Origin of the sequence: Chryseobacterium sp. KMC2 (genome assembly GCF_016756935.1) — a bacterium.
In the GTDB taxonomy this organism is placed as follows: Bacteria; Bacteroidota; Bacteroidia; order Flavobacteriales; family Weeksellaceae; genus Chryseobacterium; species Chryseobacterium rhizosphaerae.
The window spans coordinates 41,617-68,243 of record NZ_JAESIT010000024.1 but is presented as its reverse complement, the minus strand read 5'-3'; the positions used below and the strand labels follow the sequence as shown (position 1 = coordinate 68,243).

Annotated in this window: 30 protein-coding genes; 19 read left to right on the top strand and 11 right to left on the bottom strand. The window is 37.0% G+C overall.

Annotated elements, in window-relative coordinates; genetic code table 11:
- Nucleotides 1-333: 333 nt before the first annotated feature.
- Nucleotides 334-2,160, top strand: a complete 1,827-nt coding sequence (locus tag JML65_RS21005) for an acyltransferase family protein (RefSeq protein ID WP_202272003.1) — start codon at nucleotides 334-336, stop codon at nucleotides 2,158-2,160.
- A gap of 16 nt (nucleotides 2,161-2,176) precedes the next feature.
- Here JML65_RS21005 and JML65_RS21000 read toward each other — a convergent pair whose 3' ends face one another.
- The 4 genes from JML65_RS21000 to JML65_RS20985 all read right to left on the bottom strand — a co-directional run bounded on the left by JML65_RS21000 (nucleotide 2,177) and on the right by JML65_RS20985 (nucleotide 6,061).
- On the bottom strand, nucleotides 2,177-3,367 hold the full coding sequence (locus tag JML65_RS21000) for a multidrug effflux MFS transporter (protein WP_084086350.1): 1,191 nt from the start codon (nucleotides 3,365-3,367) through the stop codon (nucleotides 2,177-2,179).
- A gap of 168 nt (nucleotides 3,368-3,535) precedes the next feature.
- Nucleotides 3,536-4,354, bottom strand: a complete 819-nt coding sequence (locus tag JML65_RS20995; protein WP_202272001.1) for a helix-turn-helix domain-containing protein — start codon at nucleotides 4,352-4,354, stop codon at nucleotides 3,536-3,538.
- Nucleotides 4,355-4,433: 79 nt separating this feature from the next.
- The gene (gene thiL / locus JML65_RS20990; RefSeq protein WP_047484499.1) at nucleotides 4,434-5,498 is read right to left on the bottom strand and encodes a thiamine-phosphate kinase; all 1,065 of its coding nucleotides are present in this window, start codon (nucleotides 5,496-5,498) and stop codon (nucleotides 4,434-4,436) included.
- 68 nt (nucleotides 5,499-5,566) lie between these two features.
- Complete coding sequence (locus JML65_RS20985; protein ID WP_047484497.1) at nucleotides 5,567-6,061, bottom strand: acyl-CoA thioesterase; 495 nt, start codon at nucleotides 6,059-6,061, stop codon at nucleotides 5,567-5,569.
- Nucleotides 6,062-6,174: 113 nt separating this feature from the next.
- Between JML65_RS20985 and JML65_RS20980 the strand changes: the two genes are divergently transcribed.
- The 5 genes from JML65_RS20980 to JML65_RS20960 are packed head-to-tail and all read left to right on the top strand — an operon-like array spanning nucleotide 6,175 to nucleotide 9,781.
- The gene (locus tag JML65_RS20980) at nucleotides 6,175-7,377 is read left to right on the top strand and encodes an NAD(P)/FAD-dependent oxidoreductase (protein WP_202271999.1); all 1,203 of its coding nucleotides are present in this window, start codon (nucleotides 6,175-6,177) and stop codon (nucleotides 7,375-7,377) included.
- 2 nt (nucleotides 7,378-7,379) lie between these two features.
- Complete coding sequence (locus JML65_RS20975) at nucleotides 7,380-7,781, top strand: TonB C-terminal domain-containing protein (RefSeq protein ID WP_047484492.1); 402 nt, start codon at nucleotides 7,380-7,382, stop codon at nucleotides 7,779-7,781.
- A gap of 5 nt (nucleotides 7,782-7,786) precedes the next feature.
- Entirely contained in the window at nucleotides 7,787-8,425 is a 639-nt protein-coding gene (locus tag JML65_RS20970) for a DUF2306 domain-containing protein (protein WP_115919362.1), read from the top strand.
- Nucleotides 8,422-9,342 carry a YARHG domain-containing protein gene (locus JML65_RS20965; protein WP_202271997.1) on the top strand — a complete coding sequence of 307 codons (921 nt, stop codon included), beginning with the start codon at nucleotides 8,422-8,424 and terminating at the stop codon, nucleotides 9,340-9,342. Before JML65_RS20970 ends, JML65_RS20965 begins: the two co-directional genes overlap by 4 nt.
- Entirely contained in the window at nucleotides 9,332-9,781 is a 450-nt protein-coding gene (locus tag JML65_RS20960; RefSeq protein ID WP_202271995.1) for an energy transducer TonB, read from the top strand. The genes JML65_RS20965 and JML65_RS20960 overlap by 11 nt, the downstream gene beginning before the upstream one ends.
- 26 nt (nucleotides 9,782-9,807) lie before the next feature.
- Here JML65_RS20960 and JML65_RS20955 read toward each other — a convergent pair whose 3' ends face one another.
- The 4 genes from JML65_RS20955 to JML65_RS20940 all read right to left on the bottom strand — a co-directional run bounded on the left by JML65_RS20955 (nucleotide 9,808) and on the right by JML65_RS20940 (nucleotide 11,859).
- The gene (locus tag JML65_RS20955; RefSeq protein ID WP_115919368.1) at nucleotides 9,808-10,191 is read right to left on the bottom strand and encodes a DUF2809 domain-containing protein; all 384 of its coding nucleotides are present in this window, start codon (nucleotides 10,189-10,191) and stop codon (nucleotides 9,808-9,810) included.
- Nucleotides 10,192-10,291: 100 nt separating this feature from the next.
- Entirely contained in the window at nucleotides 10,292-10,945 is a 654-nt protein-coding gene (locus JML65_RS20950; protein ID WP_202271993.1) for a thioredoxin family protein, read from the bottom strand.
- Nucleotides 10,946-10,955: 10 nt separating this feature from the next.
- Nucleotides 10,956-11,444 carry a TlpA family protein disulfide reductase gene (locus JML65_RS20945; protein WP_202271991.1) on the bottom strand — a complete coding sequence of 163 codons (489 nt, stop codon included), beginning with the start codon at nucleotides 11,442-11,444 and terminating at the stop codon, nucleotides 10,956-10,958.
- A 142-nt stretch (nucleotides 11,445-11,586) separates the two neighbouring features.
- Nucleotides 11,587-11,859: a hypothetical protein gene (locus tag JML65_RS20940; RefSeq protein ID WP_047484481.1), complete on the bottom strand. Its 273-nt coding sequence runs from the start codon at nucleotides 11,857-11,859 to the stop codon at nucleotides 11,587-11,589.
- Between the two features lie 249 nt (nucleotides 11,860-12,108).
- Here JML65_RS20940 and JML65_RS20935 point away from each other — a divergent pair, with 249 nt between their 5' ends.
- The 3 genes from JML65_RS20935 to JML65_RS20925 all read left to right on the top strand — a co-directional run bounded on the left by JML65_RS20935 (nucleotide 12,109) and on the right by JML65_RS20925 (nucleotide 13,451).
- Nucleotides 12,109-12,957: a hypothetical protein gene (locus JML65_RS20935; RefSeq protein WP_202271989.1), complete on the top strand. Its 849-nt coding sequence runs from the start codon at nucleotides 12,109-12,111 to the stop codon at nucleotides 12,955-12,957.
- Between the two features lie 115 nt (nucleotides 12,958-13,072).
- Nucleotides 13,073-13,234, top strand: a complete 162-nt coding sequence (locus tag JML65_RS20930; RefSeq protein WP_156125992.1) for a hypothetical protein — start codon at nucleotides 13,073-13,075, stop codon at nucleotides 13,232-13,234.
- A gap of 58 nt (nucleotides 13,235-13,292) precedes the next feature.
- Nucleotides 13,293-13,451, top strand: coding sequence for a hypothetical protein (locus tag JML65_RS20925; RefSeq protein ID WP_156125990.1), 159 nt, complete (start codon nucleotides 13,293-13,295; stop codon nucleotides 13,449-13,451).
- A gap of 32 nt (nucleotides 13,452-13,483) precedes the next feature.
- Here JML65_RS20925 and mutS read toward each other — a convergent pair whose 3' ends face one another.
- Nucleotides 13,484-16,072 carry a DNA mismatch repair protein MutS gene (gene mutS, locus JML65_RS20920; RefSeq protein ID WP_202271987.1) on the bottom strand — a complete coding sequence of 863 codons (2,589 nt, stop codon included), beginning with the start codon at nucleotides 16,070-16,072 and terminating at the stop codon, nucleotides 13,484-13,486.
- Between the two features lie 123 nt (nucleotides 16,073-16,195).
- Here mutS and JML65_RS20915 point away from each other — a divergent pair, with 123 nt between their 5' ends.
- Nucleotides 16,196-16,726 (top strand): GNAT family N-acetyltransferase, encoded by a 531-nt coding sequence (locus JML65_RS20915; protein ID WP_202271985.1) that lies wholly within the window; start codon nucleotides 16,196-16,198, stop codon nucleotides 16,724-16,726.
- 22 nt (nucleotides 16,727-16,748) lie between these two features.
- Here the strand turns inward: JML65_RS20915 and JML65_RS20910 are convergent, their stop codons facing one another.
- Nucleotides 16,749-17,627: a cupin-like domain-containing protein gene (locus tag JML65_RS20910; protein WP_047484473.1), complete on the bottom strand. Its 879-nt coding sequence runs from the start codon at nucleotides 17,625-17,627 to the stop codon at nucleotides 16,749-16,751.
- Between the two features lie 147 nt (nucleotides 17,628-17,774).
- Here JML65_RS20910 and JML65_RS20905 point away from each other — a divergent pair, with 147 nt between their 5' ends.
- Nucleotides 17,775-18,689 carry a bestrophin family protein gene (locus JML65_RS20905; protein ID WP_317194098.1) on the top strand — a complete coding sequence of 305 codons (915 nt, stop codon included), beginning with the start codon at nucleotides 17,775-17,777 and terminating at the stop codon, nucleotides 18,687-18,689.
- A 12-nt stretch (nucleotides 18,690-18,701) separates the two neighbouring features.
- Here JML65_RS20905 and JML65_RS20900 read toward each other — a convergent pair whose 3' ends face one another.
- The gene (locus tag JML65_RS20900) at nucleotides 18,702-19,301 is read right to left on the bottom strand and encodes a hypothetical protein (protein WP_115919376.1); all 600 of its coding nucleotides are present in this window, start codon (nucleotides 19,299-19,301) and stop codon (nucleotides 18,702-18,704) included.
- Nucleotides 19,302-19,356: 55 nt separating this feature from the next.
- On the opposite strand from JML65_RS20900, the gene JML65_RS20895 reads away from it, so the two are divergent.
- The 8 genes from JML65_RS20895 to JML65_RS20860 all read left to right on the top strand — a co-directional run bounded on the left by JML65_RS20895 (nucleotide 19,357) and on the right by JML65_RS20860 (nucleotide 26,612).
- A complete protein-coding gene (locus JML65_RS20895; RefSeq protein WP_202271981.1) occupies nucleotides 19,357-19,977 on the top strand; it encodes a toxin-antitoxin system YwqK family antitoxin in 621 nt (206 codons plus the stop codon).
- A gap of 5 nt (nucleotides 19,978-19,982) precedes the next feature.
- The gene (locus tag JML65_RS20890) at nucleotides 19,983-20,513 is read left to right on the top strand and encodes an RNA methyltransferase (RefSeq protein WP_047484468.1); all 531 of its coding nucleotides are present in this window, start codon (nucleotides 19,983-19,985) and stop codon (nucleotides 20,511-20,513) included.
- A 187-nt stretch (nucleotides 20,514-20,700) separates the two neighbouring features.
- Nucleotides 20,701-21,354 (top strand): CBS domain-containing protein, encoded by a 654-nt coding sequence (locus JML65_RS20885; protein ID WP_115919380.1) that lies wholly within the window; start codon nucleotides 20,701-20,703, stop codon nucleotides 21,352-21,354.
- A 1-nt stretch (nucleotide 21,355) separates the two neighbouring features.
- The gene (locus tag JML65_RS20880) at nucleotides 21,356-22,222 is read left to right on the top strand and encodes an NAD kinase (RefSeq protein WP_047484464.1); all 867 of its coding nucleotides are present in this window, start codon (nucleotides 21,356-21,358) and stop codon (nucleotides 22,220-22,222) included.
- A gap of 71 nt (nucleotides 22,223-22,293) precedes the next feature.
- Nucleotides 22,294-23,364, top strand: coding sequence for a class II fructose-bisphosphate aldolase (gene fbaA / locus JML65_RS20875; protein ID WP_047484463.1), 1,071 nt, complete (start codon nucleotides 22,294-22,296; stop codon nucleotides 23,362-23,364).
- A 96-nt stretch (nucleotides 23,365-23,460) separates the two neighbouring features.
- Nucleotides 23,461-24,315, top strand: a complete 855-nt coding sequence (gene accD / locus JML65_RS20870) for an acetyl-CoA carboxylase, carboxyltransferase subunit beta (RefSeq protein ID WP_047484461.1) — start codon at nucleotides 23,461-23,463, stop codon at nucleotides 24,313-24,315.
- Between the two features lie 54 nt (nucleotides 24,316-24,369).
- Nucleotides 24,370-24,879 (top strand): DUF6973 domain-containing protein, encoded by a 510-nt coding sequence (locus JML65_RS20865; RefSeq protein ID WP_115919384.1) that lies wholly within the window; start codon nucleotides 24,370-24,372, stop codon nucleotides 24,877-24,879.
- 329 nt (nucleotides 24,880-25,208) lie between these two features.
- Nucleotides 25,209-26,612 carry a nucleoside recognition domain-containing protein gene (locus JML65_RS20860; protein ID WP_115919386.1) on the top strand — a complete coding sequence of 468 codons (1,404 nt, stop codon included), beginning with the start codon at nucleotides 25,209-25,211 and terminating at the stop codon, nucleotides 26,610-26,612.
- The last annotated feature ends 15 nt before the right edge of the window (nucleotides 26,613-26,627 follow it).

The following is a 26,627-nucleotide window of genomic DNA, read 5'->3' as shown; positions in this document are numbered from 1 at the left end:
TTTAAAGTCACTTTTGGAATCCGTTTTTACACTGTCTTCCGGACGGATATAGCTGGAGGAAGCAATATATTCTGTTTTAAGCTCACCGGATATTCCGGATTGGGCATTGATCCAATAGCCTAATGGCAATACACAGCAGAAAACCGTCAAAAGGTTTCTCTTCATAATTTAAATTTTACACAAAGAGAGCCCTTTGACCATTCTTCACAAAAATTACTTGATTAAGTGCCGGAATGCTATGACAAGAGGATCAAATAACAGGATCAAGAAAACAATAACCCATTGAAATGAAGTCTTTATATTCTGTTATATTTGTCAGTATAAAATCATCTGATGCAGTTTAGAAATGATATACAGGGAATCAGAGCCCTGGCCTTCTTTTTGGTCTTTATTTTTCATATAAACTACACCTGGCTGCAGGGTGGTTTTATTGGGGTAGATGTTTTCTTTGTCATATCAGGATATCTCATGACATCTATCATTATTGATCAAAAGGATAAAAAAACTTTCAGCTTTTATGATTTTTACTGGAAGCGTCTGAAAAGAATTTTTCCTGCTTATCTTTTTCTTATTATTGCGGCTACACTTGCAGGATCTTTTATTTATCTGGCAAGGGATATATGGACGCTTCAAAAATCTGCGGGAGCTTCCATTGTTTTTCTTTCCAATCAGTTATTTTCCAGGGGAGATTCTTATTTCGGAGCAGCATTGAATGAAAACCCATTTCTCCATACATGGTCATTAGCCATTGAGATGCAGTTTTATCTGTTACTTCCGTTACTGCTTATTTGGGTTAAAAGAAAATACTTATCTACAGTCATAGTATTACTCATTATTGTTCTTACCACCTATACAAGCATTTCGATGTATATAGACAACAGCAATACCTCGACTTATTTTTCATTAGTATCCAGAATTCCGGAGTTCCTGATCGGAAGCTTTTACAGTCTTGCATTTAAAAATAAAATCAATTTCAGCAGATCGGGCAATACAATCTTTGCTTTCCTAAACCTTTTGGTATTGATATTATCTGCTGTTTTTATCAGTAAAGATTCTTTTTTCCCGGGAGTAATTGCGTTAATTCCGACCATCGCCACAGCAAACTTATTGGTGACCGGCAACAATTTTATCTCTGATTTTTTTGCAAAAAAAATCCCCGTTTATTTGGGAGAGCTGTCTTATTCACTTTATTTGTGGCACTGGCCCATCATTTCTTTTATAAGATATTACCATGATGAATATTTTCTAAGTCCCGGTGAAGTTGCTTTCACCTGTATTCTGACCTTTATCTCAGCTTGGTTTTCCTACCGGTTTATTGAGAATTTCTTTAGAAAAAAGAATAATACCACCCTTATCCGCTACTCTATTTCAGGAGGCGTTCTATTGATCTTTATGGCTTTTTTAGTTCCAAAAGCTACTGCTATTTACCAAATTCCGGAAGCCTATACTTCTCCTACCTTCGGACTGCTTTCCCATAATGAAAAAAATATTGAAGTTTTTGGAGATAAAACTTCAAAAAACAATCGCATTTTACTTATCGGTGACAGCCATGCCCTCAGCATTAAACCTTATTTAGACTATATAGGAAAACGAAATGATTTTTCTTTTTCCACGGTAACCACTGATGGTGTTCTTGCTTTAAAAGGAGTAAAAAGAGAGGACTACACCAGCAATGAAGTGAAGTTTTATGATGCCGCCCAACAGCTCGTGGATTTTACCCAACAGAATATTCAAAAAAACAGGATTATCCTGATCAACAGCTCTTCCTTTATAGAACCTATGTCTGCTTATGAATCTCTGGAAAAACTTGCGAGATCATTACGACCGGATCAAAAGCTGGTTGTATTCAATACTTTTCCATCTATCAACCGGGATCCCGTAAAAGTAAACCGTGATTATATCAAAAGAACTTCAGCCTCATTTAAAATCATCAGTAAAGAAAAAAATAAGCTGGCTTTGGAAAAATTTGCTGCCACTTATAAGAATGTCTATCTCTACGACCTCTCTAAAGGGGAGCTATTTAAAAGCGTACCCTTTTACAAGGATACGCTGATGTATTATAATGACTCCCACCTTAATACCTATGGTGCCGTTTCTCTGGGTAAAGAGCAGGAAAAAGATTTTATGTCTTTCTTTAGTCCTATCCTGGCAGAGAAATAATAATCACTGTATTGTTTTAGGCAGCACTTTTCTGAGTTTTAAAAATACGATAGCCAAACCAAACAGCAATCACCGCAATTCCTGTACGTGCTATCACCATTGGCATAATAGAATCTGCCTCTAAAAAACCTATCAATGCCGACATCAGAAAGGTAACCATCAACTGCATAAATCCAAGTAAAGCAGCAGCAGTACCCCTTCCTTCTTTAAAAGGAGATAAAGCATGTGCTGAGGTAATAGGAAATAAAATCCCTATAGCCAGTAATGATAAATACAGCATTGCAATTTCCAATCCTACAGAAAGGTTTCCGGCAGCAATCAGAATATGGAGTGCACAGACACACAACAACACGAGTGTAGCAATCAATAAAAGCTTTGCATTACTTATTCTTTTAATCAACTTTGGAGTAATATAAGCGGCAGTAATCAACGCTAATGAATTAAAAGCAAATATGAAACTGAAAACTCCGCTGGAAAATCCATGGATCTCCATAAACAGGAATGGAGCATTAGAAATGTAAATAATAAGCGAAGCAAAGGCAATACTTCCAATCATGGTACTGTTGATGAAATCTTTATTTGTAATGATCATTTTCAGCTGATCCTTCAACCCTTTTTCATTCTCAATCTGATCCGGAAGGCTGATTTTAGCATTAGTTTCAGGAACATATCGATATACCATAAAGAGGGTAATGATTCCCATAATAACTAAAAATGCAAATGAGCTGTTCCATCCCCAAAATTTAAGAAATACACTACCCAGTAATGGGGCTACAATGGGAGCAATACCACTGATCTGGGACTGCTGGGAGAAAATAGTAACGGATTTCTGCTTGTCATACAGGTCAATAATGATAGCCCGTCCAATAACAATCCCGGCACTTCCTCCAAAGGCCTGCAGAAAACGCATTGCCCATAACACATAAATATCTGATGTGAAAAATATAGCTGTTGCGCCTACAATAAAAAGTAAAAGACCACAGTACAGCATGGGTTTACGTCCTTTTTTATCGGACAAGGGTCCCCATAATAATTGACCAAAGGCAAATCCGGCAAAGAAAACAGAAATTGAGATCTGTATATGTCCGATATCCGTGTTAAAAATTTGGGCCATGCTTGGGAAAGCAGGAAGATAAAGATCTATACTCAGTGACTCCAGGGTGTTCAGCAGTGCCAGAATAAACACTACAATATTCAAATTCTTCATAAATAGTATAAGCCTTCACAGGCGTTTTTTTCTATCTGCAAAGTTGCTTTAAAAAGTAGAAACACCCAAGACAGGAACTGAAGAAAGACCAGCACAAACTGAGGGTTATTTTTAACACGCTGTGTTTTAGAGCCATTTTAAAGCAATAAAAAAGTAACATTCTGAAGATTAGACTTTTCCGGATCTGAAGCTGTCAGGATTATCTCCCGTATGTTTTTTAAAAAATCGTGAGAAATAAGATGCATCACTGAATCCCAGCTTAAAAGCAATTTCCTTAACCGTTAAAGCACCGAAGCTCAATTCTCTTTTTGCTTCCAGCAGAAGCCGCTGGGCCACCATTTTCTTAATCGTGGTTGCTCTTGACAACCGTACAATATCATTAAGATGGTGAGAACTGACTTTTATTTTATCTGCATAGAACCCGGTATCCCTGTGAACAGTGTAATGTTCTTCTATCAGACTGATCAGCTTCTGGATCCGCTGCCTGTCTTTCATTAAAGGATCCTGCAAATTGATCTGTTCCGCAATGATAATGCAAAATGCTCTTAAATACGTTTTAAGCAGTTCAATTCTTGAAGCCCCTTTATATTCCTGTTCCATAAGTGATATTATGGCAGTACAGGCTTTTTCGCTCTGAGGGTCTAAAGAAAAAGGAGCTGTTCCTCCGGTCAGTATGGATTCAATCGCACAGGCTTCTTTAAATATTTCTCTTGTCACTGCCAGGACATATCCTTTTTCACCCTGTAACCTCATATTAAACACCTGCCCCGGAGCAATGATACAGATCTGTCCGTTACGAAGAAGATGGCTTTCGAAATCCAATTCCAGACGGCTGTTTTCCGGAACCTTACTAAACCATATAATTTCAAAAAAATTATGTCGGTGGATATCATTAAAATTTTCCGGATGCCCCGTCTGTAAGGTACTCAACTGAAATTTCTCAGAAGTCAGATGATGAACGGGAATATTTTTTTCTGATGAATTCATAACGAAATAACGAGTATATAAACGGAAACCACAGCGAAAAAAGCTGCGGTCTCCTACAATATTTACAATTAAATAAATTTTATCCGTTCTGCTGGTTGCCTAAAAAAGCATCCCAGCCCTGAGCTGTAAGGGCCACCAATTGGTTTGATCCTCTTGCTACCATAAAGTTTCCGTCTTCTTTTTCCACAGCATGACCTATAATCGTAAAATCCGGGTGATTTTTAATCTTATCAAAGTCATTAGGAGAAATCGTAAACAGCAATTCGTAATCTTCACCTCCGCTTAATGCCGTCATTACCGGATTTAGATTCATTTCATCGGCAGTCGTAATGGTAAGATTATCCATAGGTATTTTTTCTTCGTAAAGTCTGAATCCCACTTTTGACTGATCTGAAAGATGCAGGATCTCAGAAGCCAGACCGTCTGAAATATCAATCATGGAAGTTGGTTTAATCTCCAGTTGTTCCAAAATAGCTTTCACATCCGTTCTTGCTTCAGGTTTCAGCTGTCTTTCCAGGATATAATCATAGCCTTCCATTTCCGGCTGCATATTAGGGTCGGCAAGAAAAACAGCATGTTCTCTTTCCAGAATCTGTAATCCCATATAAGCACCTCCTAAATCACCTGTCACTACAAGAAGGTCATTGGCTTTTGCACCGCTTCTTTTGACAATATTCTCCCCATTTTCAATCCCTACAGCAGTAATACTCATGACCAGTCCCGAATTGGAGCTCGTCGTGTCGCCTCCAATCAAGTCGACTTTATATCTTGCACATGCTGCCTGAATTCCTGCATAAAGCTCTTCCAAAGCCTCCACCGGAAAACGGCTGGAAACGGCCAGAGATACAAGAATCTGAGTAGGAACCGCGTTCATGGCTGCAATATCGCTGAGGTTTACTACAACAGCTTTATAGCCTAGATGCTTTAACGGAACATAGCCCAAATTAAAATGCACTCCTTCCGCCAGAACATCTGTTGTAAGGACTACTTTTTTATTTTCGGGATTAATAACTGCCGCATCATCTCCTACTCCAAGTTCCGAAGACTCATTGGATAGTGGAAAATACTCTGTCAGATGTTTAATAAGACCAAACTCTCCTAATTTTGAAATGGGAGTCAGCTCCTGTGATTTATCTTCAAACATAAAATTTCTTTTTTGTACAAAGCTCAATGAAGTAATCGTTTTAACGACATTAAACGCTGAACTTTTATTTATTGATTAAATTCCGCCGGATCAATATTATGTGGGTGGAAAGGGAATTTTTTGAAATCCTCTTTTGACAGCACCACGGTTTCCGGGGTTTTATATTTATTCATAGCCTCCACGACATCATCCGGAGGAGTGGTCATTTTTCTCAGCATCATATCAATCCATACCCCTGTAGCTTCAGAAGTTGCACAATGTGCCCCATCCGGAGTATAGAATTTATGAACAAAACGGTAGATAGAGGAATCCTCTGAGCATCCGTCTATTTCCAGGCTTACGATAACCGTCTGATCTGCATAGATCTCTTTAAAGAAAGAATATCTTTCGTGCAGCATAACCGGGCCGATTCCCCATCTGCTTAGTTGGGTAACTCCCATTTTCTCTTTGGTCATAAAGGCCATTCTGGCCTGAGCACAATATTGTACATATGATGAGTTGGCTAAATGCTTGTTGGCATCAAGATCACTCCAACGTACTTCGAATTTATGGTAAAATATCATTTGAAAATCGTTTTTAGGATCATAAAATTATATTCTTCAAAAATACTCAAATAAGATGGTTTATAAAAATTGTACTTTTGGAAAAATAATCTTCAGCATAGGATTGCATATACATGAAACAGATCATTATTATCGGAGGTGGTGCAGCAGGCTTTTTCTGTGCATCGAACCTTGACGAAAAGAAATATAATATTACCATTTTGGAACAGAACTCGGATGTCCTTCAGAAAGTGAAAATATCCGGAGGTGGACGCTGTAATGTGACCCACGCCTGTTTTGACCCACGAGAACTGGTACAGTTTTATCCCCGTGGAAATAAAGAGCTATTAAGTGTTTTCACCAAATTTCAACCGGGTGACACCATGGAGTGGTTCGATCAGCGTAACGTACCGCTGAAAATTGAAAACGACAACAGGACCTTTCCTGAAAGCAATTCTTCACAGACTATTATCAATACTTTTTTGAATGAGACTCAAAAGAAAAATGTCTCTATAAAGACAAAATGTGTGGTCAAAGAGATTGAAAAAACAAATGAAAAGTACATTGTAAAAACCGGTTCAGGGGATTTTGAGGCAGATTATATAGTGTATGCTACCGGAAGTTCTCCAAAATCACTGAAAATTATTGAGACTCTGGGGCATAAAATTATTGATCTCGTTCCTTCTCTTTTTACGTTCAATATCAAAGACGAACTGCTGAAAGATTTGCCGGGAACAAGTTTTGAAAATGCAGAGATTTCAATACCCAAACTGAAAACAGAGGAAAGCGGGCCTCTCCTTATTACGCATTGGGGGCTTTCGGGACCTGCGGTTTTAAAAATTTCTGCCTGGGAAGCTATTAGTCTTGCCAAGCTTAAATACAATATTGAAATTGAAGTTAACTTCATCTCAAAACCGATGGATGAAGCAGAGGAAATATTTCAGCGTTTCAAGGAAAGCAATCCTAAAAAGACTATTGGACAAGCTAAGATCTATGATATCACAAACAGGTTCTGGCAAAAAATACTGGAGGTTTCAAAAATTGACCTTAATAAGCAGGTAGCCAATATTTCCGGAAAGGAAATGCAGAAAATCCTGGAAAGTCTTTGCCGAAAAAAGCTGCAGGTAACCGGAAAATCAACTTTCAAAGATGAATTTGTAACCGCCGGAGGTGTTGACTTAAAAGAGATTAACTTCAAAAATATGTCTTCAAAAATCCTTTCTAATTTCTATATTGCCGGAGAAGTTCTCAATATAGATGCCGTAACAGGAGGTTTTAATTTCCAGGCATGCTGGAGCGAAGGCTGGCTGATTGCACAAGACTTAAATACCCTATAACGATGAAAAAACTAATGACAATTATACTGTGTTTAGGAGCTACGTTGGCTTTTTCTCAAACACAGGAGACCGTACATCAAGCTGACCGCGAGCATCTTGATCCAACAGCTGAAAAGCCCGCAGAATATCCGGGAGGAATGAATGCATTTAGAAAAGAAATCGCACAAAATATAAATATCAAGTCTATCCGGGGAGTAAGTGGTAAGCTCTCATCCTATGCAAAGTTTGCCATTAATGTGAAAGGAGAAATTGAAAGTCTTACAACAACAGGGGGCAATGAAGCTTTTAACAAAGAAGTAGAAAGAGCCATCACATCATTGAAAACCAAATGGACACCGGCTTCTTATCAGGGAAATCTTGTAAAATATTGGTTTACTGTTCCTTTTATTGCCCATTTTGATTAACTAAAATGCTTTCAACCAGAAGAAATACGGCAATTTTCTTTAGAATCCTTTTTATTATCGGATTTACGTATTTCTTTTGGCTGATGCTTAAAATAACCCTGGAATATATTCCGCTGGATCCTAATGTGAGTTTTTTAATGATCAAACAGACTGAGGTAGTACAGAGACCTGAATATCTCATTTTTTTCTATGCTCACGTTTATACCAGTATTTTTGTTCTTCTTTCCGGGTTTTTATCTATTATCCGCAAAAATTTCGGACTCCGTAATTTTCATAGGAATATGGGAAAGGTTTATATTTTTCTCATTCTCATCACAGCTGCCCCATCTGGTATTTATATGGGATTATTTGCTAACGGAGGCCTTTTTTCAAAGGTTTCATTTGTTATTTTAGGCTTTTTATGGTGGTTTTCGACGTATAAAGCGTATCAGCTTGCAAGGCAGAAAAAGTTTAAAGAGCATAAGCAATGGATGTGGCGGAGCTTTGCCCTTACTTTATCTGCGATTACCCTACGAATGTGGAAAGTTATTATCGTATATTTATTCCATCCCAATCCTATGGATGTCTATCAGGTCATTGCATGGCTGGGATGGGTTCCCAATATCCTTTTGATTGAATACTTAATTACCAAAAAACAGATATGAAAATTTTAAATTACACCCTTACCGCTCTATTGGCAGTTTCTTTAATAAGCTGTAAAAAAGATGGAAAAACCAGTGAATCAGGAAAAGATTCTTTGACCGCAAAAAAAGATTCTGTGGTAATCCCGGAAATCTATAAAGAATATTATGGAGTGTATACCGGTGAATTTGCCGGTATGGAAAAAATGATTGACGAATCGGATGGTTCCGAGTATGAAGGGGGATCCTATAAGAGAATTTCCTTAAAGATCAACAGGATAACAAAGGACAGCGTTTATGGACAAAGTATTGTAAGTGGAAATCAACGTCCTTTCAGAGGGGTCTTTAATGAAACTTCAAAATCCTTTGTGCTGGATGAGCCGGGAAATGATAAAACCGATGGCCGGTTTGAAGTAAAACTCAACGGTGACAGCTTAACAGGCAAATGGAACGCTTTCAATAAAACAGCTGTAAAAGCACCTGTTAAAACACTTAAATTAACCAAAAAAGAATTTGTTTATAATCCGAATTTCATGCTGGATAAAGATTCTAATCTGGTAGACTGGTCTAATCCGAAAGAATTTGTAGAAAAATACACCGATGAGGAGACCGGAAAAACAGAAAGCTATAAAACCTCTAAAAACAGAGTGGCCTCTGAAGCTATCTTCAAGCTAAATGCATCTAAGCAGAAACTGACAGAAAAAGATCTTAAAAACCTAAGAAAACTGGACCTCGAGATCATTAAAAACTCTGTATTTGCCAGACATGGTTATTCTTTCAAAAAAGAAACCTACAGAAATTTCTTTGAACAAACAGACTGGTATATCCCGGTTTCCAATAACGTTGATAACGAACTTTCTCCTCTGGAAAAAGAAAATGTTGCCTTACTAAACCGATTTACAAAATATGCAGAGGATAAATATGACAGTTTTGGAAGATAAAATTAAAATAATGAAAAAACATCTGCTTTTATCCCTTGTATTTTTAGGCTTATTTTCTGCCAAGGCCCAACGGGAATCACTTACTAGCACACGTCCGAAAGCGAGTTCTGTTTCTCCTGTCAACACGCAAGTAAAAGATAAAAATCCTGAGTTTCCAGGGGGATTAGGTGCTTTTAGAAAGGAATTCGTAAGTCAGTTCCAAACACAGCCATTACTTGCCCTGGGTATTCAAGAAGCCTCTGCTACCGCAATGTTTGTTGTAGAAAAGGATGGCAGTATGTCTAATATAAAAATAGAATCTTACAAAAATGTAATCATAAGGGATGAATTCATAAAAGCACTCAAAAAAATAAATACCAAATGGATTCCCGGAGAAAAAGATGGGGAAAAAGTGAGGGTCAGAATGAGACAGCCACTGATTTTTAAGACTGTAAAATAGAATACATCAATCTAAATAGAAAGCCTTCAATTTTTTGGAGGCTTTATTTGTACAAGGACATATAGAAACAGACACCCTACGGCATAGCACAAAATATCAATCCAAGAGAAAGAATTTCCAATCACAATATACATCAGGCTTCCGGGCTTGAACCCTAGTTTTTCTGCAATATTAAAGTATTGAGCAAACTCTATCACAAAGGAAAACGCCAGGATGCCGAGAATAAGCTTCCGGTCATTGCTTACCTTTACAAAACTCTTTACGAGGGTATAAAGAAGTAGTACAACAATAACATCACCGAGATAGGCCCTAATAAAAAAGACATTCTTCAGTTCAGTAGCAATTAATACCTCTATCAGGAAAATGAAAATACTGAGAAGCAGATATTTCAGGCTTAATTTAAATTTCATATTGATTATGTATACTGGATCCAGCCCTTTATTATGATAAAATATTGGACATAAAAAATCGGCATTCAAAGAATACCGATTATAATTCTAGGCAAATATATTATTTCTTTACTTTGATCGTACATCCGATAGCAACAGTTTTTGACATTTTCACCGACTCTCCTTTGAGTAAAGCGTTGACAGCGTCCTGGACATAATATTCTGATACATCATTCGGATTATCATAATTATTGTCGATGGCCCCAATATATTTTACAATATTTTTCCCGTTTTCTTTCTGCAGGAGAAAGACATGAGGTGTTTTTGTTGCTCCATACTGAGGATAAATTTTCTGACCCTCATCCACTAAATAAGGGAAGGTAAACCCTTTCTGTTTGGCTCTTTCAATCATCTGCTGATAACCATCCTCAGGCTGTACGTTAGGATCATTGGGATTAATGGCAACTACCGGATATCCTTGGTTTTTAAACTTTTTATCCAGTTCTACAATCCGGTCTTCATACTTCTTTGCATAAGGACAATGGTTGCAGGTAAAAACTACAATAAAACCTTTAGCGGTTTTAAAATCACTTAACGAGACCATTTTCCCATCAATATTTTTCAGCTTAAAATCTGCGGCTTCGTCTCCTACCTCATACCCTTTTGAGTCGATCTTTTCATGCCGAGATGCGTGCTTCTCATCATTCATTGTGGTAAAACTTAAAAGTCCCAGACCTATAACGAATGTTGCTAATAAAATCTTCAAATTCTTCATACTCAATTATTTATTGTAAATTTTCTGTAATTATTTTTTCAAGTTCTTCTTTGCTCATTTCTCCATCATTGAAATATACTTTCTCACCGTTTTTATAAAAAAGGGTAACCGGAATATTTCCATCCCAGTTTTTTTCAAATTTCGGAATCCACGTATTCATTCTTTTAATATCATCAAGCAAAACAACCTCAGCACTAAGATTTTTGGTTTTAATAAATTTTAAAACCCGCTCTTTATCTACCAGTCTGTCTAATGAAACAAGAATCATCTTAAATTTCGGATTGCCTGCATACTGATGATTCACTTCCATAAAATGAGGCAGCTCTTTTACGCATGGAGCACAGGTAGTTGCCCAAAAATTCACTATCAGAAGCTTATCTTTTTCCAGTTGAATTTTCTTTTCCAGATCTTCATATTTCAAAACAGAAACTTCCGTCTGCTGAGCTTTACAAAAGGTACCGAATAGAAAGATGATCAGGATTGTTAATAAATTCTTCATATTCAAATTTAATAAATAATTGTAAACCAGAAACCTGTTCAAATCATTCACTTCAGGAATAGATTGTTTTCATTAACAGGGAATATTAGAGTTTTGTATTTCAATCCCTATCAGATAAAGAAATTTACTAAAAAGCAGCTAATTATTGCTTACTCTTATTTTTAGATCTAGGCCTGGTACCCGTATAACTCATTGTTCCATTTTCGCAAGACATTATTCCCGGGTGTTGCTGAAAAGATTTTTTCTCAGCTTTTATAATGGAATCAGAACGTCTACGGGCAATGGTCGCTGAGTCCACATACGCTTTATATACCACTGCTACAGAATCATGAATTCTTTGTTCAGCCCGTTCTTTTGCTTCTTTGTTACATGAGAATAAAGCAATTAATGAGACTCCTAAAAATATTTTATTCATAGCTATGTTTTTTTCAGCTCACAATCTACAATTTATATTTAAATTCAATGAAGGCTATTACAATAATAAGGCCTTTACCAGCTCCTGATTATTATCATTATGGGTAATACCTTCTCCTCTTTTTATAATAGTCTTAATGGTTATTTGCAGTAAAAAAAGCCATAAATCAATAAGAAACTCTATTTTTCATTAATTATTTTTATTCACACCCGATTTTTTTGATATTTTTACACCCATTAAATAAAGATCATGAAAAAAACTTATTTACTTCTGCCAATTTTCTTTTTGGCTTCCTGCTCAAGCAGTGATGATGATATTGAAGCTGCAATCAATAACGGGAATAATAATAACAACAACAATAATAACACGCCTGTTCTTGTAACCAAGATGGTAGCAGATGGAGATGTATCTACCTATACCTATAACGGGACCAAATTATCTGAATCTAAAAACCTTACAGACGGAACTGTTACCTCCTTTACCTATACAGGAGACCTGATCACCAAGTCGGTTACTACCGGATCCAATTCTACCTCCACCACGACCTATACTTATGACAGCAGCAGCAGATTAAGTAAAAGCACAACTGTACATACGTCTTCTAACCCCTCATCCACTACAGAAATCACATATACCTATCCGGCACCCAATAATGTAAAAATGGTGGTTACTTTATCTACAGGAGGTTCCAGTATGATAAAAACGTATACCCGAAACGCAGTATTAAATGCAGATGGCTCACTAAAAAACTGGACTGAAACGGTGGCAAGTCCTAACCCATCAGGAGGATTTGATACAGGAAACGGCACCTTACAGCCTATCGTTTATGATACCAAAAATGCTCCGTTCAAAAATGTAACAGGATATCTGAAACTGATGGATCAGGAAAATGAAAACGGATCCACGCATAATGTCACAGACTATAAAAATGTGGTTCAGTATTCTATTTCCGGAGGAACCGAATGGACTATATTCAACTCCATTTATGTATACAATGCAAGTGGCTATCCTATAAAAGATACCCGAAAATATTATGATAAGACAGGCAGCTCTGTTACCAGTACAGAAATCACCACCTACGAATACAATCATTTATAATACAGGAGAGCTTTAAGCTCTCTTTTTTATTACAAAAATAGCGGCTATTTCACTCACTATCAGTTGAATTAATTAATAAAATTGTATATTAGCATACAACCAAATTAAAATTATTATGAAAAAGTCAACCCTTCAAAAAAGAAAACTTACAAAAAAAGAAATGAAAGAAATCAGTGGAGCAAGACCACATTGCCCATTGGTATTGAGCTGTTTTGACCCGAATACAGGACAGGAAATGTCCGGAGTCTATGGTATTCAGGACGGACCTTGCTGCTAATTGTCTCAGCATCAAAAAAAATAAGATATTCAAATCTGTAAATCTAATCTCAATCATTATGAAAAATTCAGACATTCAAAAGAGAAAGCTCACGAAGAATGAGTTGAAAGACATCAATGGCGGTGCCGCTGCCTGTGCAGAAGGTTTATGTAAACTGAGAGGAGTAAGCCATTTTTTGATTATTGGCCCTAGAGGCAACGATGGATACTGCTGCTAACAACAATAAAAAATTATAAAAAAATGATTGGATTACCCTCCAATCATTTTTTTTATAGAATTCAGTTTCATTAAAGCTTCAATAGGCGTCAGTGTATTGATATCTATTTTTGTCAGTTCTTCACGGATATTCTCCAAAACAGGATCATCCAGCTGGAAGAAAGAAAGCTGCATGTTTTCTTCTGTTACTCTTTTAATATTCTCAGATGTTCCTCCACCCTGCGTTCTGCTGGCTTCAAGGGTTTTTAGTATTTCATTGGCTCTGTTGACCACTTTTGCAGGCATTCCGGCCAGTTTTGCGACATGGATACCAAAACTATGTTCACTTCCACCCGGAATCAGTTTTCTTAAGAAAATAATATTTCCTTTATTTTCCTGAATAGAAACGTGGAAGTTTTTCACCCTTTCAAAATTCACGGTCATTTCATTCAGCTCATGATAATGGGTTGCAAACAAGGTTTTAGCCTGTGTAGGATGCTGATGAAGATACTCTGCTATAGCCCAGGCAATAGAAACCCCATCATAAGTAGATGTTCCGCGTCCTATTTCATCCAAAAGAATCAGGCTTCGTTCGGAAATATTGTTCAGGATATTTGCCGCTTCATTCATCTCTACCATGAAAGTAGACTCTCCGGCAGAAATATTATCTGTAGCTCCTACCCTGGTGAAAATTTTATCCAATAGTCCGATTTCAGCATGTTTCGCAGGAACAAAGCTTCCGATCTGTGCCAAAAGACAGACAATGGCTGTCTGACGCAGTATTGCCGATTTACCGGCCATGTTAGGCCCTGTAACCATGATGATCTGCTGTGAATCTTTATCTAAGAAAATATCATTCGGAATATATTTTTCCCCTAAAGGAAGTGCATTTTCAATAATCGGATGCCTAGCTTCCTGCAGGTCAATAGCATATCCGTCATTCAAAACAGGTTTTGTATAACTTTCAGAAACAGCCAGTTCCGATAATCCGGAAGCTACATCAAGCTGAGCAATGATATTGGAATTCTCCTGAATCTGGTCAATATAAACCATTGTTTCAGCACAAACATTTCTGTAAAGCTCATTCTCCAGGACACTTATTTTCTCTTCAGCACCCAGAATCTGGCTTTCATATTCTTTTAATTCTTCCGTAATATACCGCTCCGCATTCACAAGGGTCTGTTTTCTTAACCAGTCATTGGGAACTTTATCTTTATGGGTATTTCTGACTTCAATATAATATCCGAAAACATTGTTAAAATCAATTTTAAGGCTTGTAATTCCTGTTCTTTCTATTTCACGCTGGCACATTTCATCAAGGAATCCCCGGCCTTTGTTTTGAAGCCCTCTCAATCTGTCAAGTTCTTCAGAAACATCATTTTTAATGACATTTCCTTTGGCAATGCTTACCGGAAGTTCTTCATTAAGATTATTCTGTAAAAACTTAATCAGTTCTTCCAGGTCATACAGAGGTTCCAGCCATGCCAATACATCGGCATGCGGATGAAGGAGTCCTTTTATTGTATGAATATTGATTAAACTTTGACGAAGGTATCCAAGCTCTTTCGGAGAGATTTTCTCCGCTGCCAGTTTTCCCATTAATCTGTCGAGGTCAGAAATCGATTTTAACAGCTGGCAGATCTCATATTTCAGGCTATCATTTTCATTCAAGAAGTCGATCAGGGAAAGCCTTCTCATAATCTCATCCACAGATTTTAAAGGAAGGATAATTCTCCTTCTTAACAGCCTTCCTCCCATTGGAGTAGACGTTTTATCTATAATATCTAAAAGTGATTTTCCCTGTGGGTTGCTGGGATATACAATCTCCAGATTCCTTAAAGTAAAATTATCCATCATCAGGTAATCTTCCTGTGGAATAACCTGAAGTTTGGTAATATGAGCAAGCAGATTATGATGGGTATCTTCTACCAGATAGGCAAAAATAGCCCCTGCTGCGGTAATGGCTAAGGGTAGGCTTTCTACTCCAAACCCCTTTAAAGAAGATGTTTTAAAATGATTGGTTAATTTCTCATAGGCAAAATTATACTGGAAAGCCCAGTCTTCAAGTTTAAAAGCATTTTTGTTTTTAAACTGTTCAGGAATCTGAACACTTCTCTGGTATATGATTTCACTGGGATCAAAGGTACTGACAATATGTAAAAGCTTCTCCAGGTTTCCTTCGCTCACTAAAAATTCTCCTGTAGAAATATCTACCAGTGCTATTCCGTATTTCTCTTTCTCTTTGTGTAAAGAAAGCAGAAAATTGTTCTTTTTTGAATTTAATACCTGATCATTGAATGTAACTCCGGGAGTCACCAATTCCGTCACTCCTCTTTTTACAATTCCTTTTACCATTTTAGGGTCCTCCAGCTGGTCACATATGGCCACTCTCATCCCTGCCCTTACCAGTTTTGGCAAATAAGAGTCTACTGAATGATGAGGAAATCCCGCCAATTCTATACTTCCGTCCCCGTTAGCTCTTTTGGTAAGGACAATTCCCAGAATCTGAGACGTTCTCACGGCATCCTGCCCAAAAGTTTCATAAAAATCCCCTACTCTGAAAAGTAAAAGCGCATCAGGGTATTTAGCCTTGATGGTATTATATTGAGTCATTAACGGAGTTTCCTTCTTCAATTTTGCCATAGTAAAAAATGAGCCCCAAATTTAAAAAAATAAATCCATGGTTACAGAATTGTTTATCGGTTAATCTTTGATACACTTTTCCCTATCAGGAATTAATTGTATTTTCACCATAAAATACGGTCTATGGAATTTCCTGTTTTAGAAACTGAAAGACTTCTGCTACGCCAGCTTACCTCCGAAGACTCAAAAGACCTTTTTGAGTATTTTTCTTTGGAGGAAGTAATGAAATATTATGATCTGGAAGCATTCAAAACAGAAGAAGATGCTGAAAACATCATCCAACACTTCAACACTGAGTTTGAAAAAGGAAAAGGATTCCGATGGGCACTGGAATTAAAATCTGAAAATAAAGTAATCGGGACCTGTGGCTATCATAACTGGTATCCTGAACATTACAGGGCAGAGATTGGTTATGAACTGAATCCTTTGTTCTGGAGACAATCTTATATGAAAGAAGCTATTCTTCCCATTTTAACATTCGGGTTGGAAACTATGCAGTTACACCGTGTAGATGCCTTTATTGATCCGGCTAATATTTCTTCCGAAAAGCTGTTATCTTCTTTAAACTTTAATGAGGAAGGGACTTTAAAAGATTATTTCTTTGAAAAAGGAAAATTCGTGGATGCGAAACTTTTTGGATTGATTAATAAATAGCGTGAATTTAAAATGTAACGCGTTATTTTTCAGTTTTCAGATGTCTTTCCAAGGCTTCAGAACTCTTCTTATAGGCCCATTCCTGTTTGTAATTTACCCATTTACCTTTAAAAAATTTACGCATAAGTTTATCCGTATATCTCATAATGAAAACGTGATACAGCATATTGGCAAAAACTTTCGGTTTATTGGGAAGGGCTCTTAGGGACAATGAGAAGCCCGGCTCCAGGTATCTGTTGAAGTGCCAGAATGCTCCCGGAATAAAAAGGGCATCACCATGTTCCATGAAAATTTCATAGCCTTTGGCATATTTTAGTGCCGGAAATTTTTCATAATCCGGATTCTCATAGTCCAGATCATAGATGGTATGAACAGACAATGGTACTTTATACAAAAAGGCAGACTGCTTCTGATCAAATAATAAAATTCTCTTTTTCCCTTCAAAATGAATGTGCATAAAGTCTCCCAAATCCACATCATAGTGCATTAAAACATGTGCCTCACTCCCTCCAAAGAACAATGTAGGCAGTCTTTTAAAAAACTTTATCCCTAAATCCGGATAAGTGAAATTCTTAAGCAGCTCCGGAAGCCTGTCTGTAATAATATAAAAAAAGATGCGCAGATCTGAGGGTTTACTTTTTATGGTGTCAATATAATCCTTCATTTTCATCCTCGCCACCGGAGCATCTGAATTCTTTGCTGCATCAGCCGGCTTATTATCATATAACGGAACTTCCTGCTCACCCGCCTTTTCACGGATATAGCTCAGATTCCACAGATCAAAAGCGTCCCATCGGCTGGCAAAATTTTTAATCAAAAGAGGCTTTTGTTTTTTAAAATAATTCTTTTGAAAATCTTCTTTGCTGATATCGTTCACTACATCTACGTTTTCGAGGATCATTATTTTGGTATTTTGTGCGAAATAAAAATAGTGATTTTTTGAAAACTGCGGAAATATTACAGCAAAGAAAAGAAGGCAAAGGACAAAAGAGCGGAAAGATCAAAAACGCTAACTTATACTTTACAGGTCCCCGTATATGAACACTAAATGAAAAAAAATTATATTTGTAGTACAAGCGAATTTATGAGAGCCTATAATACCAAACATTTCCTTAAAATCCTTTTCAGTTTACACAAAAGTGATACTTTAAAAATACTTTTCCCAAGTATGATTCTTATAGGATTATATTCCTGGGGGATTCAATATTTAGAGGTGGAATATTTTCACCTGACTTCAAAATCAGGGATCAGTAATGTAGGGATGATCCATTCTTTACTGGGGTTTGTATTATCGCTCTTATTGGTATTCAGGACAAATACAGCCTATGACAGATGGTGGGAAGGAAGAAAATTATGGGGAAAGCTCGTCAATGATTCCAGAAATTTTGCCATAAAAATAAATACAATTCTTGCTGATAACCGTCAGGATGCCGAGCAAATTGCGAGGTATTTAAAATACTTCCCTCACTTTTTGGCCAAACACCTTTCCAAAGAATCTACAAGACTGGCTTTGGATGAGGATTATTCTGAGATTGAACAATCATTAAAAAACCATGGGCCAAGCGAAATTGTTATTCTTTTAAGCCATAAGCTGAATCAATTAAAAAAAGAAGGTAAAGTTTCAGAGGTTGAAATGCTTTATCTGGACACTCAGCTATCTGGTTTTCTGGATGTATGCGGAGGTTGCGAAAGAATTAAAAATACCCCTATCCCCTATTCTTATTCCTCTTTTATTAAGAAGTTTATTATTCTGTATGTCTTTGCTCTGCCTATTGCTTACGTCATTACTATCGGGTTGTTTATGATTCCGCTTACGGTCTTTGTATATTATGTACTGATGAGTTTAGAGCTTATCGCAGAAGAAATTGAAGATCCTTTTAATAATGATGAAAATGACATTCCTATGGAAATGCTAGCCCAGAATATTGAAAAAAATGTTCATCAGATTATGAGTAAAAAATAAGAAATCAACCTTTTAAAGGCTGATTTCTTTAAGTTCTCCGTCTTGTTTGATTTCTACAAATTTACTTTCCCTGTTCCCGGCTGAATAGCCATAAAAGAAAGTCTGATAAATAGGTGTAGAATATAAATAGCCTCCATATCCGTTATAAGCATCCGAAGTTCCGGTCTGCTGCTGGTAACTTGCTGTTGCGGTAAAATTAACAATCGTTTCCAGATAATATTTCCCGGGCTTTAATTTTTCGAATTTAAAACGTCCGTAGTCATCAGTTAAAGCTTCGAGCTTATATTTAAAGGCATCTTCGGACATATAAACGGTAGTTTTTTTATTCTCATACTTTTTTCTCATATTATAAAACTCTTCAAAATAAGGAGTTACCGGAAAAAGCATTACAACAGTTCCTTTGGGGGCATAATGCTTCTGGCCAAGCAGCGGCTTGATTCCCCAGTTGTTTTTTTGTTTCGTAGAAGCGACTCCTTCAATAGTAGAATTCCCAAAAGAAAGCATCTCCCTGGCCATCTTTTTGTCAAAAAAAGCCTGTGGATAATATGTGTTCTGAGCTTTTGAATACATGAAGGCAAGCATCAGTGTGAATAAAGTGAGTAATTTTTTCATTGTTAATTTTTGAATCAAATATAACTATTTTACTATTTTTGAAATAAAAATAGCTATGAAATACTTTTTTATATTATTTTTCTCCACGTCCGTTGCTGTTTTTGCTCAGAAACCCTGCGGATATAAAGACGGATTACAGGAAGGAAGCTGTAAGGAATTCTATGAGAACGGACAGGTAAAAAATGTGGTGGAATGGAAAAAAGGAAAAATGGAAGGGGATGCTGTTTTTTACTATGACAATGGAAAAATACAAACCAAAGGACAATATAAAAAAGGCTTCAAGGTAAAAGAATGGTCTTATTATGGTAAAGATGGTATTCTGACCTCTCAGGAAGTTTTTACCAACGGAGACAAAAATATATATGACAACAGCTTTACAGGTACTTTTTACTATCCCTCAGGAAAAGTAGAAGAAATCTCCCATTATAAATTTGCAAAGTTGCATGGAGAAACCAGGGTGTTTCATGAAGATGGAAAATCCATAAAGCAAATCGGATATTATGACAATGGTCTTGCTACCGGAAAATGGAAAACATTCTATCCGTCCGGAAAATTAGAGCGGGAAACAGAATTAGCCAACGATAAACGTAATGGCAACAGAATTTCTTACCGTGAAGACGGAAGTATTGAAAAAACAGAGGTCTACAAAGACGGAAAATTAATCTCAACAAAATAATACAATTGGTACAGAAATTAAAGCTGGAAGAACTTAACAGAATAGATGTTGAAACATTTAAAAGAGTAGAGAAGATTCCATTAGTCATCATTCTAGATAATCTTAGAAGCATGCACAATGTAGGGGCAACATTCAGAACGGCAGATGCTTTTTTAATTGAAAAAATTATTCTTTGTGGAATCACTCCGCAACCGCCTCATCGTGAGATTCATAAAGCAGCGTTAGGTGCTACGGAAAGTGTAGACTGGGCACATGAAAAAGATATCAATACAGCTATTGCTGATTTGAAAAGCAAAGATTACGAAATTATAGGGATTGAACAGACCACCAACAGTCAGATTATTACAGATTTCACGATTGACAGATCAAAAAAATACGCCCTGATTTTAGGAAATGAAGTAGAGGGAATCAGTGATGAAGCATTACCCAATATTGATGTATTCCTGGAAATTCCACAGCTTGGAACAAAACATTCTCTGAATGTAAGTGTATGTGGCGGAATTGTCATGTGGGAATTTGCGAAAGCCCTAAAATAAAAAAACTGCATATGTCATTAATAGACAGTGCAGTTTGAAATAAATCTAATAAAAAGTAAAAATGAAAGGCGACAAAGGTACTTTTTTTTTCGGTACGAACAAATTTTGAGGTCATTTTTTTTGTTTGATCTCAAAAAAAGTCGCGTTTTCAGAAAAAGTTTCATTTAATTTTTTATAAATTAGCACAATGTTTATCAAGGACTATATCTCAAAAGACTTCCCATGTTTTAGCTTATCTGATTCAATAGAGTCAGCAAGGAATATGTTAGAAGATTTTGGATATTCCCACATTTTCATTAAAAAATCCCACCATTTTTATGGGGCCATTGCCAAAGACTTCCTTTATGAGGAAGATGGAGGTACACTGAAGGATCTTGAACACCAGCTTGAGCGGTTTGCCATTCTGGAAGACAGCAATGTCATGGACAGTATCCGTCTGTTTTATACTTTCAGTTCTAACGTGATCCCGGTAATCAATAAGAATGAAAAATATTTAGGGTATATTACCTGTGAAGATGTTTTTCAGGATCTTTCCCGATATCCTTTATTTTCAGAAACAGGGGCTATTCTTACCATAGAAACTCCTGCCAGAAAATATTCGATGACCGAGATTGCCAATATTATTGAAAGCAATAATTCAAAATTTTATGGGGGATTTATAAGTTTTATGTCTGATGAAGTTATTCACATCACCATAAAGATCAGTAATGAAAACCTGGCCTCGATAGATTCAACTTTTGACCGGTATGATTACAGAATTGTTGAAAAATATTATTCTGATGAGAAATCCGATCTGTTTAAAGACCGATTTGGTTTTTTTCAAAAATTCATAGAAATATAACATGAAGGCAGCTATATATTCTCAGAAAAAAGATCTTGATACTTTTTTATACTTAAGCAAGTTTATCTCTGAGCTTGAAAGCAGGGGTGTAAAATCCGTTCTGTATGATGAAATGGCTGAAGCGCTTCAATTTTCGAAAATTTTCGAGACTTTTAACAATAAGCAGGATCTTGTGGATAAAGAAGTGGATCTTTTCTTCACTTTTGGTGGAGATGGGACCATTGTTAATTCTTTAACCTTTATTGAAGATCTTGAGATCCCTGTCGTAGGTGTCAATACCGGAAGACTAGGATTTTTAGCTTTTTTCACCAAAGAAGAAGCATTCAAAGAATTAGATTCTATCTTAAAAGGAGATGTAAAAACAAGCCGCCGTTCTGTGATAGAAGTGGTTTCTCCAAAGCTGGAAGGCTCTTTTCCTTATGCACTCAATGATGTTACCGTTTCCAGGAAAGAAACAACATCAATGATTACTGTAGATTCATTCATCAACAATGAATTTCTGAATGTATTTTGGGGAGATGGTGTGATTATTTCAACACCCACCGGCTCTACGGCCTATTCACTAAGCTGTGGCGGACCTATTATTTCTCCCAACAACGAAAACTTCGTCATCACTCCTATCGCTCCTCACAACCTGAATGTGAGGCCGTTAGTGGTTAATGATAAAGTAGAAATAAAATTCAAAGTAGAAAGCCGCGTACCCCAATATTCTCTTTCCTTAGATTCCAGGTTAATACATATTGAAACAGATAAGGAAATCATCATCAGGAAGGCAAGTTTTCAGCTTCTTCTGGTACAGCCGAATAATTTAAGTTTCTACGAAACCATTCGCCAGAAGCTACTTTGGGGAAGAGACAAAAGAAATTAGTCATTTCCTAAAAATGATTACCTTTACAGGAATAAAAAAACACCTAATAAATTTATAATAAAAAGTAAAACATGAGCAGAATTTTTCCGGCAGGAGTTGCCACAGGTCAGTTAGTTACTGATATTTTTCAGTATGCTAAAGAAAACAAATTTGCATTACCTGCAGTCAATGTAATTGGATCAAGCAACGTAAACGCTACTATGGAAACAGCAGCAAAATTAAATGCTCCTGTAATTATCCAGTTTTCAAATGGCGGAGCTGCTTTCAATGCAGGAAAAGGATTAAACAATGACGGACAAAAGTCTGCAGTCTTAGGAGCTATCGCAGGAGCAAAACATATTCATACTCTTGCAGAAGCTTACGGAGCAACAGTAATTTTACACACAGACCACTGTGCAAAGAAATTACTTCCTTGGATCGACGGATTAATGGATGCTAACGAAGAATTCTTCAAGCAGACAGGAAAATCTCTTTACTCTTCTCACATGCTGGATCTTTCTGAAGAATCTTTAGAAGAAAACCTTCACATCTCAGCTGAATATTTCGAAAGAATGGCTAAACTTCAGATGACTCTTGAGGTAGAAATCGGAGTGACGGGAGGAGAAGAAGACGGTGTTGACAATTCAGACGTTGATAACTCTAAATTATATACTCAACCGGAAGATGTAGCCTATACGTATGAAAAACTAAAAGCTATTTCTGACAACTTTACAATTGCTGCGGCATTTGGTAACGTACACGGAGTTTACAAGCCTGGAAACGTAGTTCTTACACCAAAAATCCTTGACAATTCTCAGAAATATGTTCAGGAAAAATTCGGAACTGCTGCCAAGCCGATCAACTTTGTATTCCACGGAGGTTCAGGATCTACTTTAGAAGAGATCAGAGAAGCAATCGACTATGGAGTAATCAAAATGAATATCGATACTGACCTTCAGTTTGCTTATACAGAAGGAGTAAGAGATTATATGGTAAACAATATCGATTATTTAAGAGCTCAAATCGGAAACCCTGAAGGAGAGGAAAAACCTAACAAGAAATTCTATGACCCAAGAGTTTGGGTAAGAAAAGGTGAGGATACATTCTCTACAAGATTGGTGAAAGCATTTGAAGATTTAAATAACGTAAATACTTTAAAATAAATTTGTAAAAAGTAAAATGTATAAAATACAGGGCAATTCTAACACTCTGTTTTTATACATTTTACATTATACATCGTACATTAATACAAATAAAAAATGGCATTCGACTGGTTTAAAAGAAAAGCAAAAAACATTACCACTTCTACTGATGAAAAAAAGGATGTTCCAAAAGGCCTTTGGCATCAGACTCCATCTGGAAAAGTTGTGGAACACGATGAACTAAAGAGAAATAACTATGTTTCTCCTGAAGACGGATTTCATGTGAGAATAGGAAGTGCAGAATTTTTTGACATCCTTTTTGACGAAGGTAAATTTACCGAACTGGATGCTAATGTTGAAAGTATTGATATCTTAAACTTCAAAGATACAAAGCCTTATAAAGACCGTTTAAAAGAAGTAAGAGCGAAAACAAAACTTACAGATTCTATCAGAAATGCTGTAGGTACTGTAAAAGGAACTGAAATGGTGGTTTCTTGTATGGATTTTGCTTTTATCGGAGGATCTTTAGGTTCTGTAATGGGTGAAAAGATCAGAAGAGCAGTAGATTACTGTATTCAGCACAAACTTCCTTATATGATCATCTGTCAGTCTGGAGGAGCAAGAATGCAGGAGGCTACTTATTCTTTGATGCAGCTGGCTAAAGTTCAGGCTAAGCTTGCTCAGCTTTCAGAAGCAGGGCTTTTATACATCGCCTACCTTTGTGACCCTACTTTTGGAGGAATTACAGCTTCTTTCGCTATGACTGCTGATATCATCATGGCTGAACCGGGAGCTCTTATCGGATTCGCGGGACCAAGAGTTATCCGTGAAACGATCGGAAGAGACTTACCGGAAGGATTCCAGACATCAGAATTCTTACAGGAGAAAGGATTTGTAGACTTTATTGTAAAAAGAACTGAAATTCAGGATACTGTAGCTAAAACGGTTAATTTTTTAGCGGTAAAAGCATAGTATCTTTAACCTAAACAATACAATCTCTCTCTAATTGGGGAGAGATTTTTATTTATGAGGACTTTTAAAATAATTTTTGATACCATCCGGAGTATGAGTTTTAAAAAGATTATACGTCTTTTATCGCTCGTTCTCCCCCATCCTCTTTTTGCCATATTAAGCTTCCATGCCACGGTTCAGGCTTTCACCATTGCACAGAAGAAATTCCCGGCAACAGCTTCCAACAATGGTATAGGAAATGCTTTCAGACATGCATTATGGTGTTGTTTTATCACCTCATACTGCTGTAAGGTTTCCTCCCCTAAAAAGGCACTGGATTTTTGCAAAAGAATAACGGATATGCATGAAGAACTGTTTCCCAATAAACCCCTGGAAACAAAAATGGACCTTCATAATAACAAAATAGGGATGGATTATTTTATGGAACTTCTGCCGGGTATTCACCGTCAGTTTTTTGAAAAGAGCTTCTTCATTGATGGGTTGGTAAAGAAAATGGACGATGCTAAAGTCCTGAAAAATCTGGATGATGATTTTTCAGGTCACCTGGTCTATCTGAAAGAGTAAATTCTTCTATTCTACCTACAAAGAACCCACAGAGGATATAACCTTCCGGATATTTTTGTTCGCAAAGGCATTTCATTCAGCTATATCTTTCAGTTGAAGGTCCGCCGCCCTCTGCGAGTGTAAAATTCCTCATTAGGAAACTTTGCAGGCTCTGCGTTATAATAAACCTGTATAAAACATTTACAGGACAGAAATCAAAGATTTTCAAAACTTTAAGGGCTCTTCTCAGCTGTATGATATTTACTTTACAGAAACTTAAGTGTTTAATTATTTTGTCCCCTTTGTGGTTTAAAGTATTTTTGATAAGTTTAAACAATTAATTACATCGGATGGTTCTCAGCAGAATTTGGTCGGCTTTTATTATCATTGCCATTGCCATTGCAAGTATAAAATACATTTCATCAGGTCACTACAAAACCATTTTCAATGATATGGTGGTAGGGAAAGGTGGAGATACGGTTCAGATAGCATCACAGCAGATGAGCACCCTCACTCCCATCGTCAGAGACAGCCTGATGAAGAAAAATGATTTTGCAGACAGCAGAATTCACTATAAAACAGACTCTTTAAAGCAGAATGTAAAAGTTTACCGTGTTCAGGAGGCCGATGGTGTCATTGGAACTTCGGAAACAGCTGTAAAAATATGTATAGGCCTTATCGGGATCATGACCCTTTTCATGGGATTTATGAGTATTGCTGAGAAAGCTGGAGGAATCAATCTTCTGAGCCGTTTTATTCAGCCTTTTTTCTCAAAGCTTTTCCCCGATATCCCTAAAAACCATCCCGCTTTCGGGCATATGCTGATGAATTTCAGCGCCAACCTTCTGGGACTTGATAATGCGGCAACACCTTTTGGATTAAAAGCCATGGAAAGTTTACAGAGCTTAAACCCCAATAAAGATACCGCCAGCAATTCTCAGATCATGTTTCTCTGCCTTCACGCCGGAGGAATGACCCTGATTCCCGTATCCATTATTGCTATCAGGGCATCAATGGGCTCAAAAACGCCTACTGATATCTTCCTTCCCTGTATGATTGCCACTTTTGCAGCCACATTAGCTGCAATGATTATCGTTTCTTTATATCAGAAGATCAATCTGCTTCGCCCGGTAGTTATTGCTTATGTAGGAGGAATTTCTGCAGTGATCGCTTTACTGGTCGTTTATCTGGTACAGCTAAGCAAGGATGAGCTGGATGATTTCAGTAAAGTATTAAGTAACGGACTGATTCTCTTTATATTTCTAGCAATCGTATTAGGTGCCGTCTATAAAAAGATCAATGTTTTTGATGCTTTTATCGAAGGAGCAAAGGAAGGTTTTACCACCTGTGTAAAGATCATCCCTTATTTAGTGGGAATGTTAATTGCCATCTCGTTATTAAGAACTTCCGGTGTTTTTGATGTAATCATTGACGGAATGAAATGGGTTGCCCATGTTGCCAGCCTGGACCCCCGATTTGTTGACGGGCTTCCCACAGCACTGATCAAACCTCTATCTGGTTCGGGAGCAAGAGGAATGATGGTAGATACCATGAGTACTTTTGGTCCGGACAGCTTCCAGGGACAACTCGCTGCTGTTCTGCAGGGAAGCTCAGATACCACGTTCTACGTGATCGCCGTTTATTTTGGCGCCGTAGCTGTAAAGAACACGAGATACACGGTAATTGCCATGCTTCTCGCCGATCTGGTGGGTATTATTACGTCTATCGCTCTGGCGTACTTATTTTTCGCATAAATAATAGTATGTTAA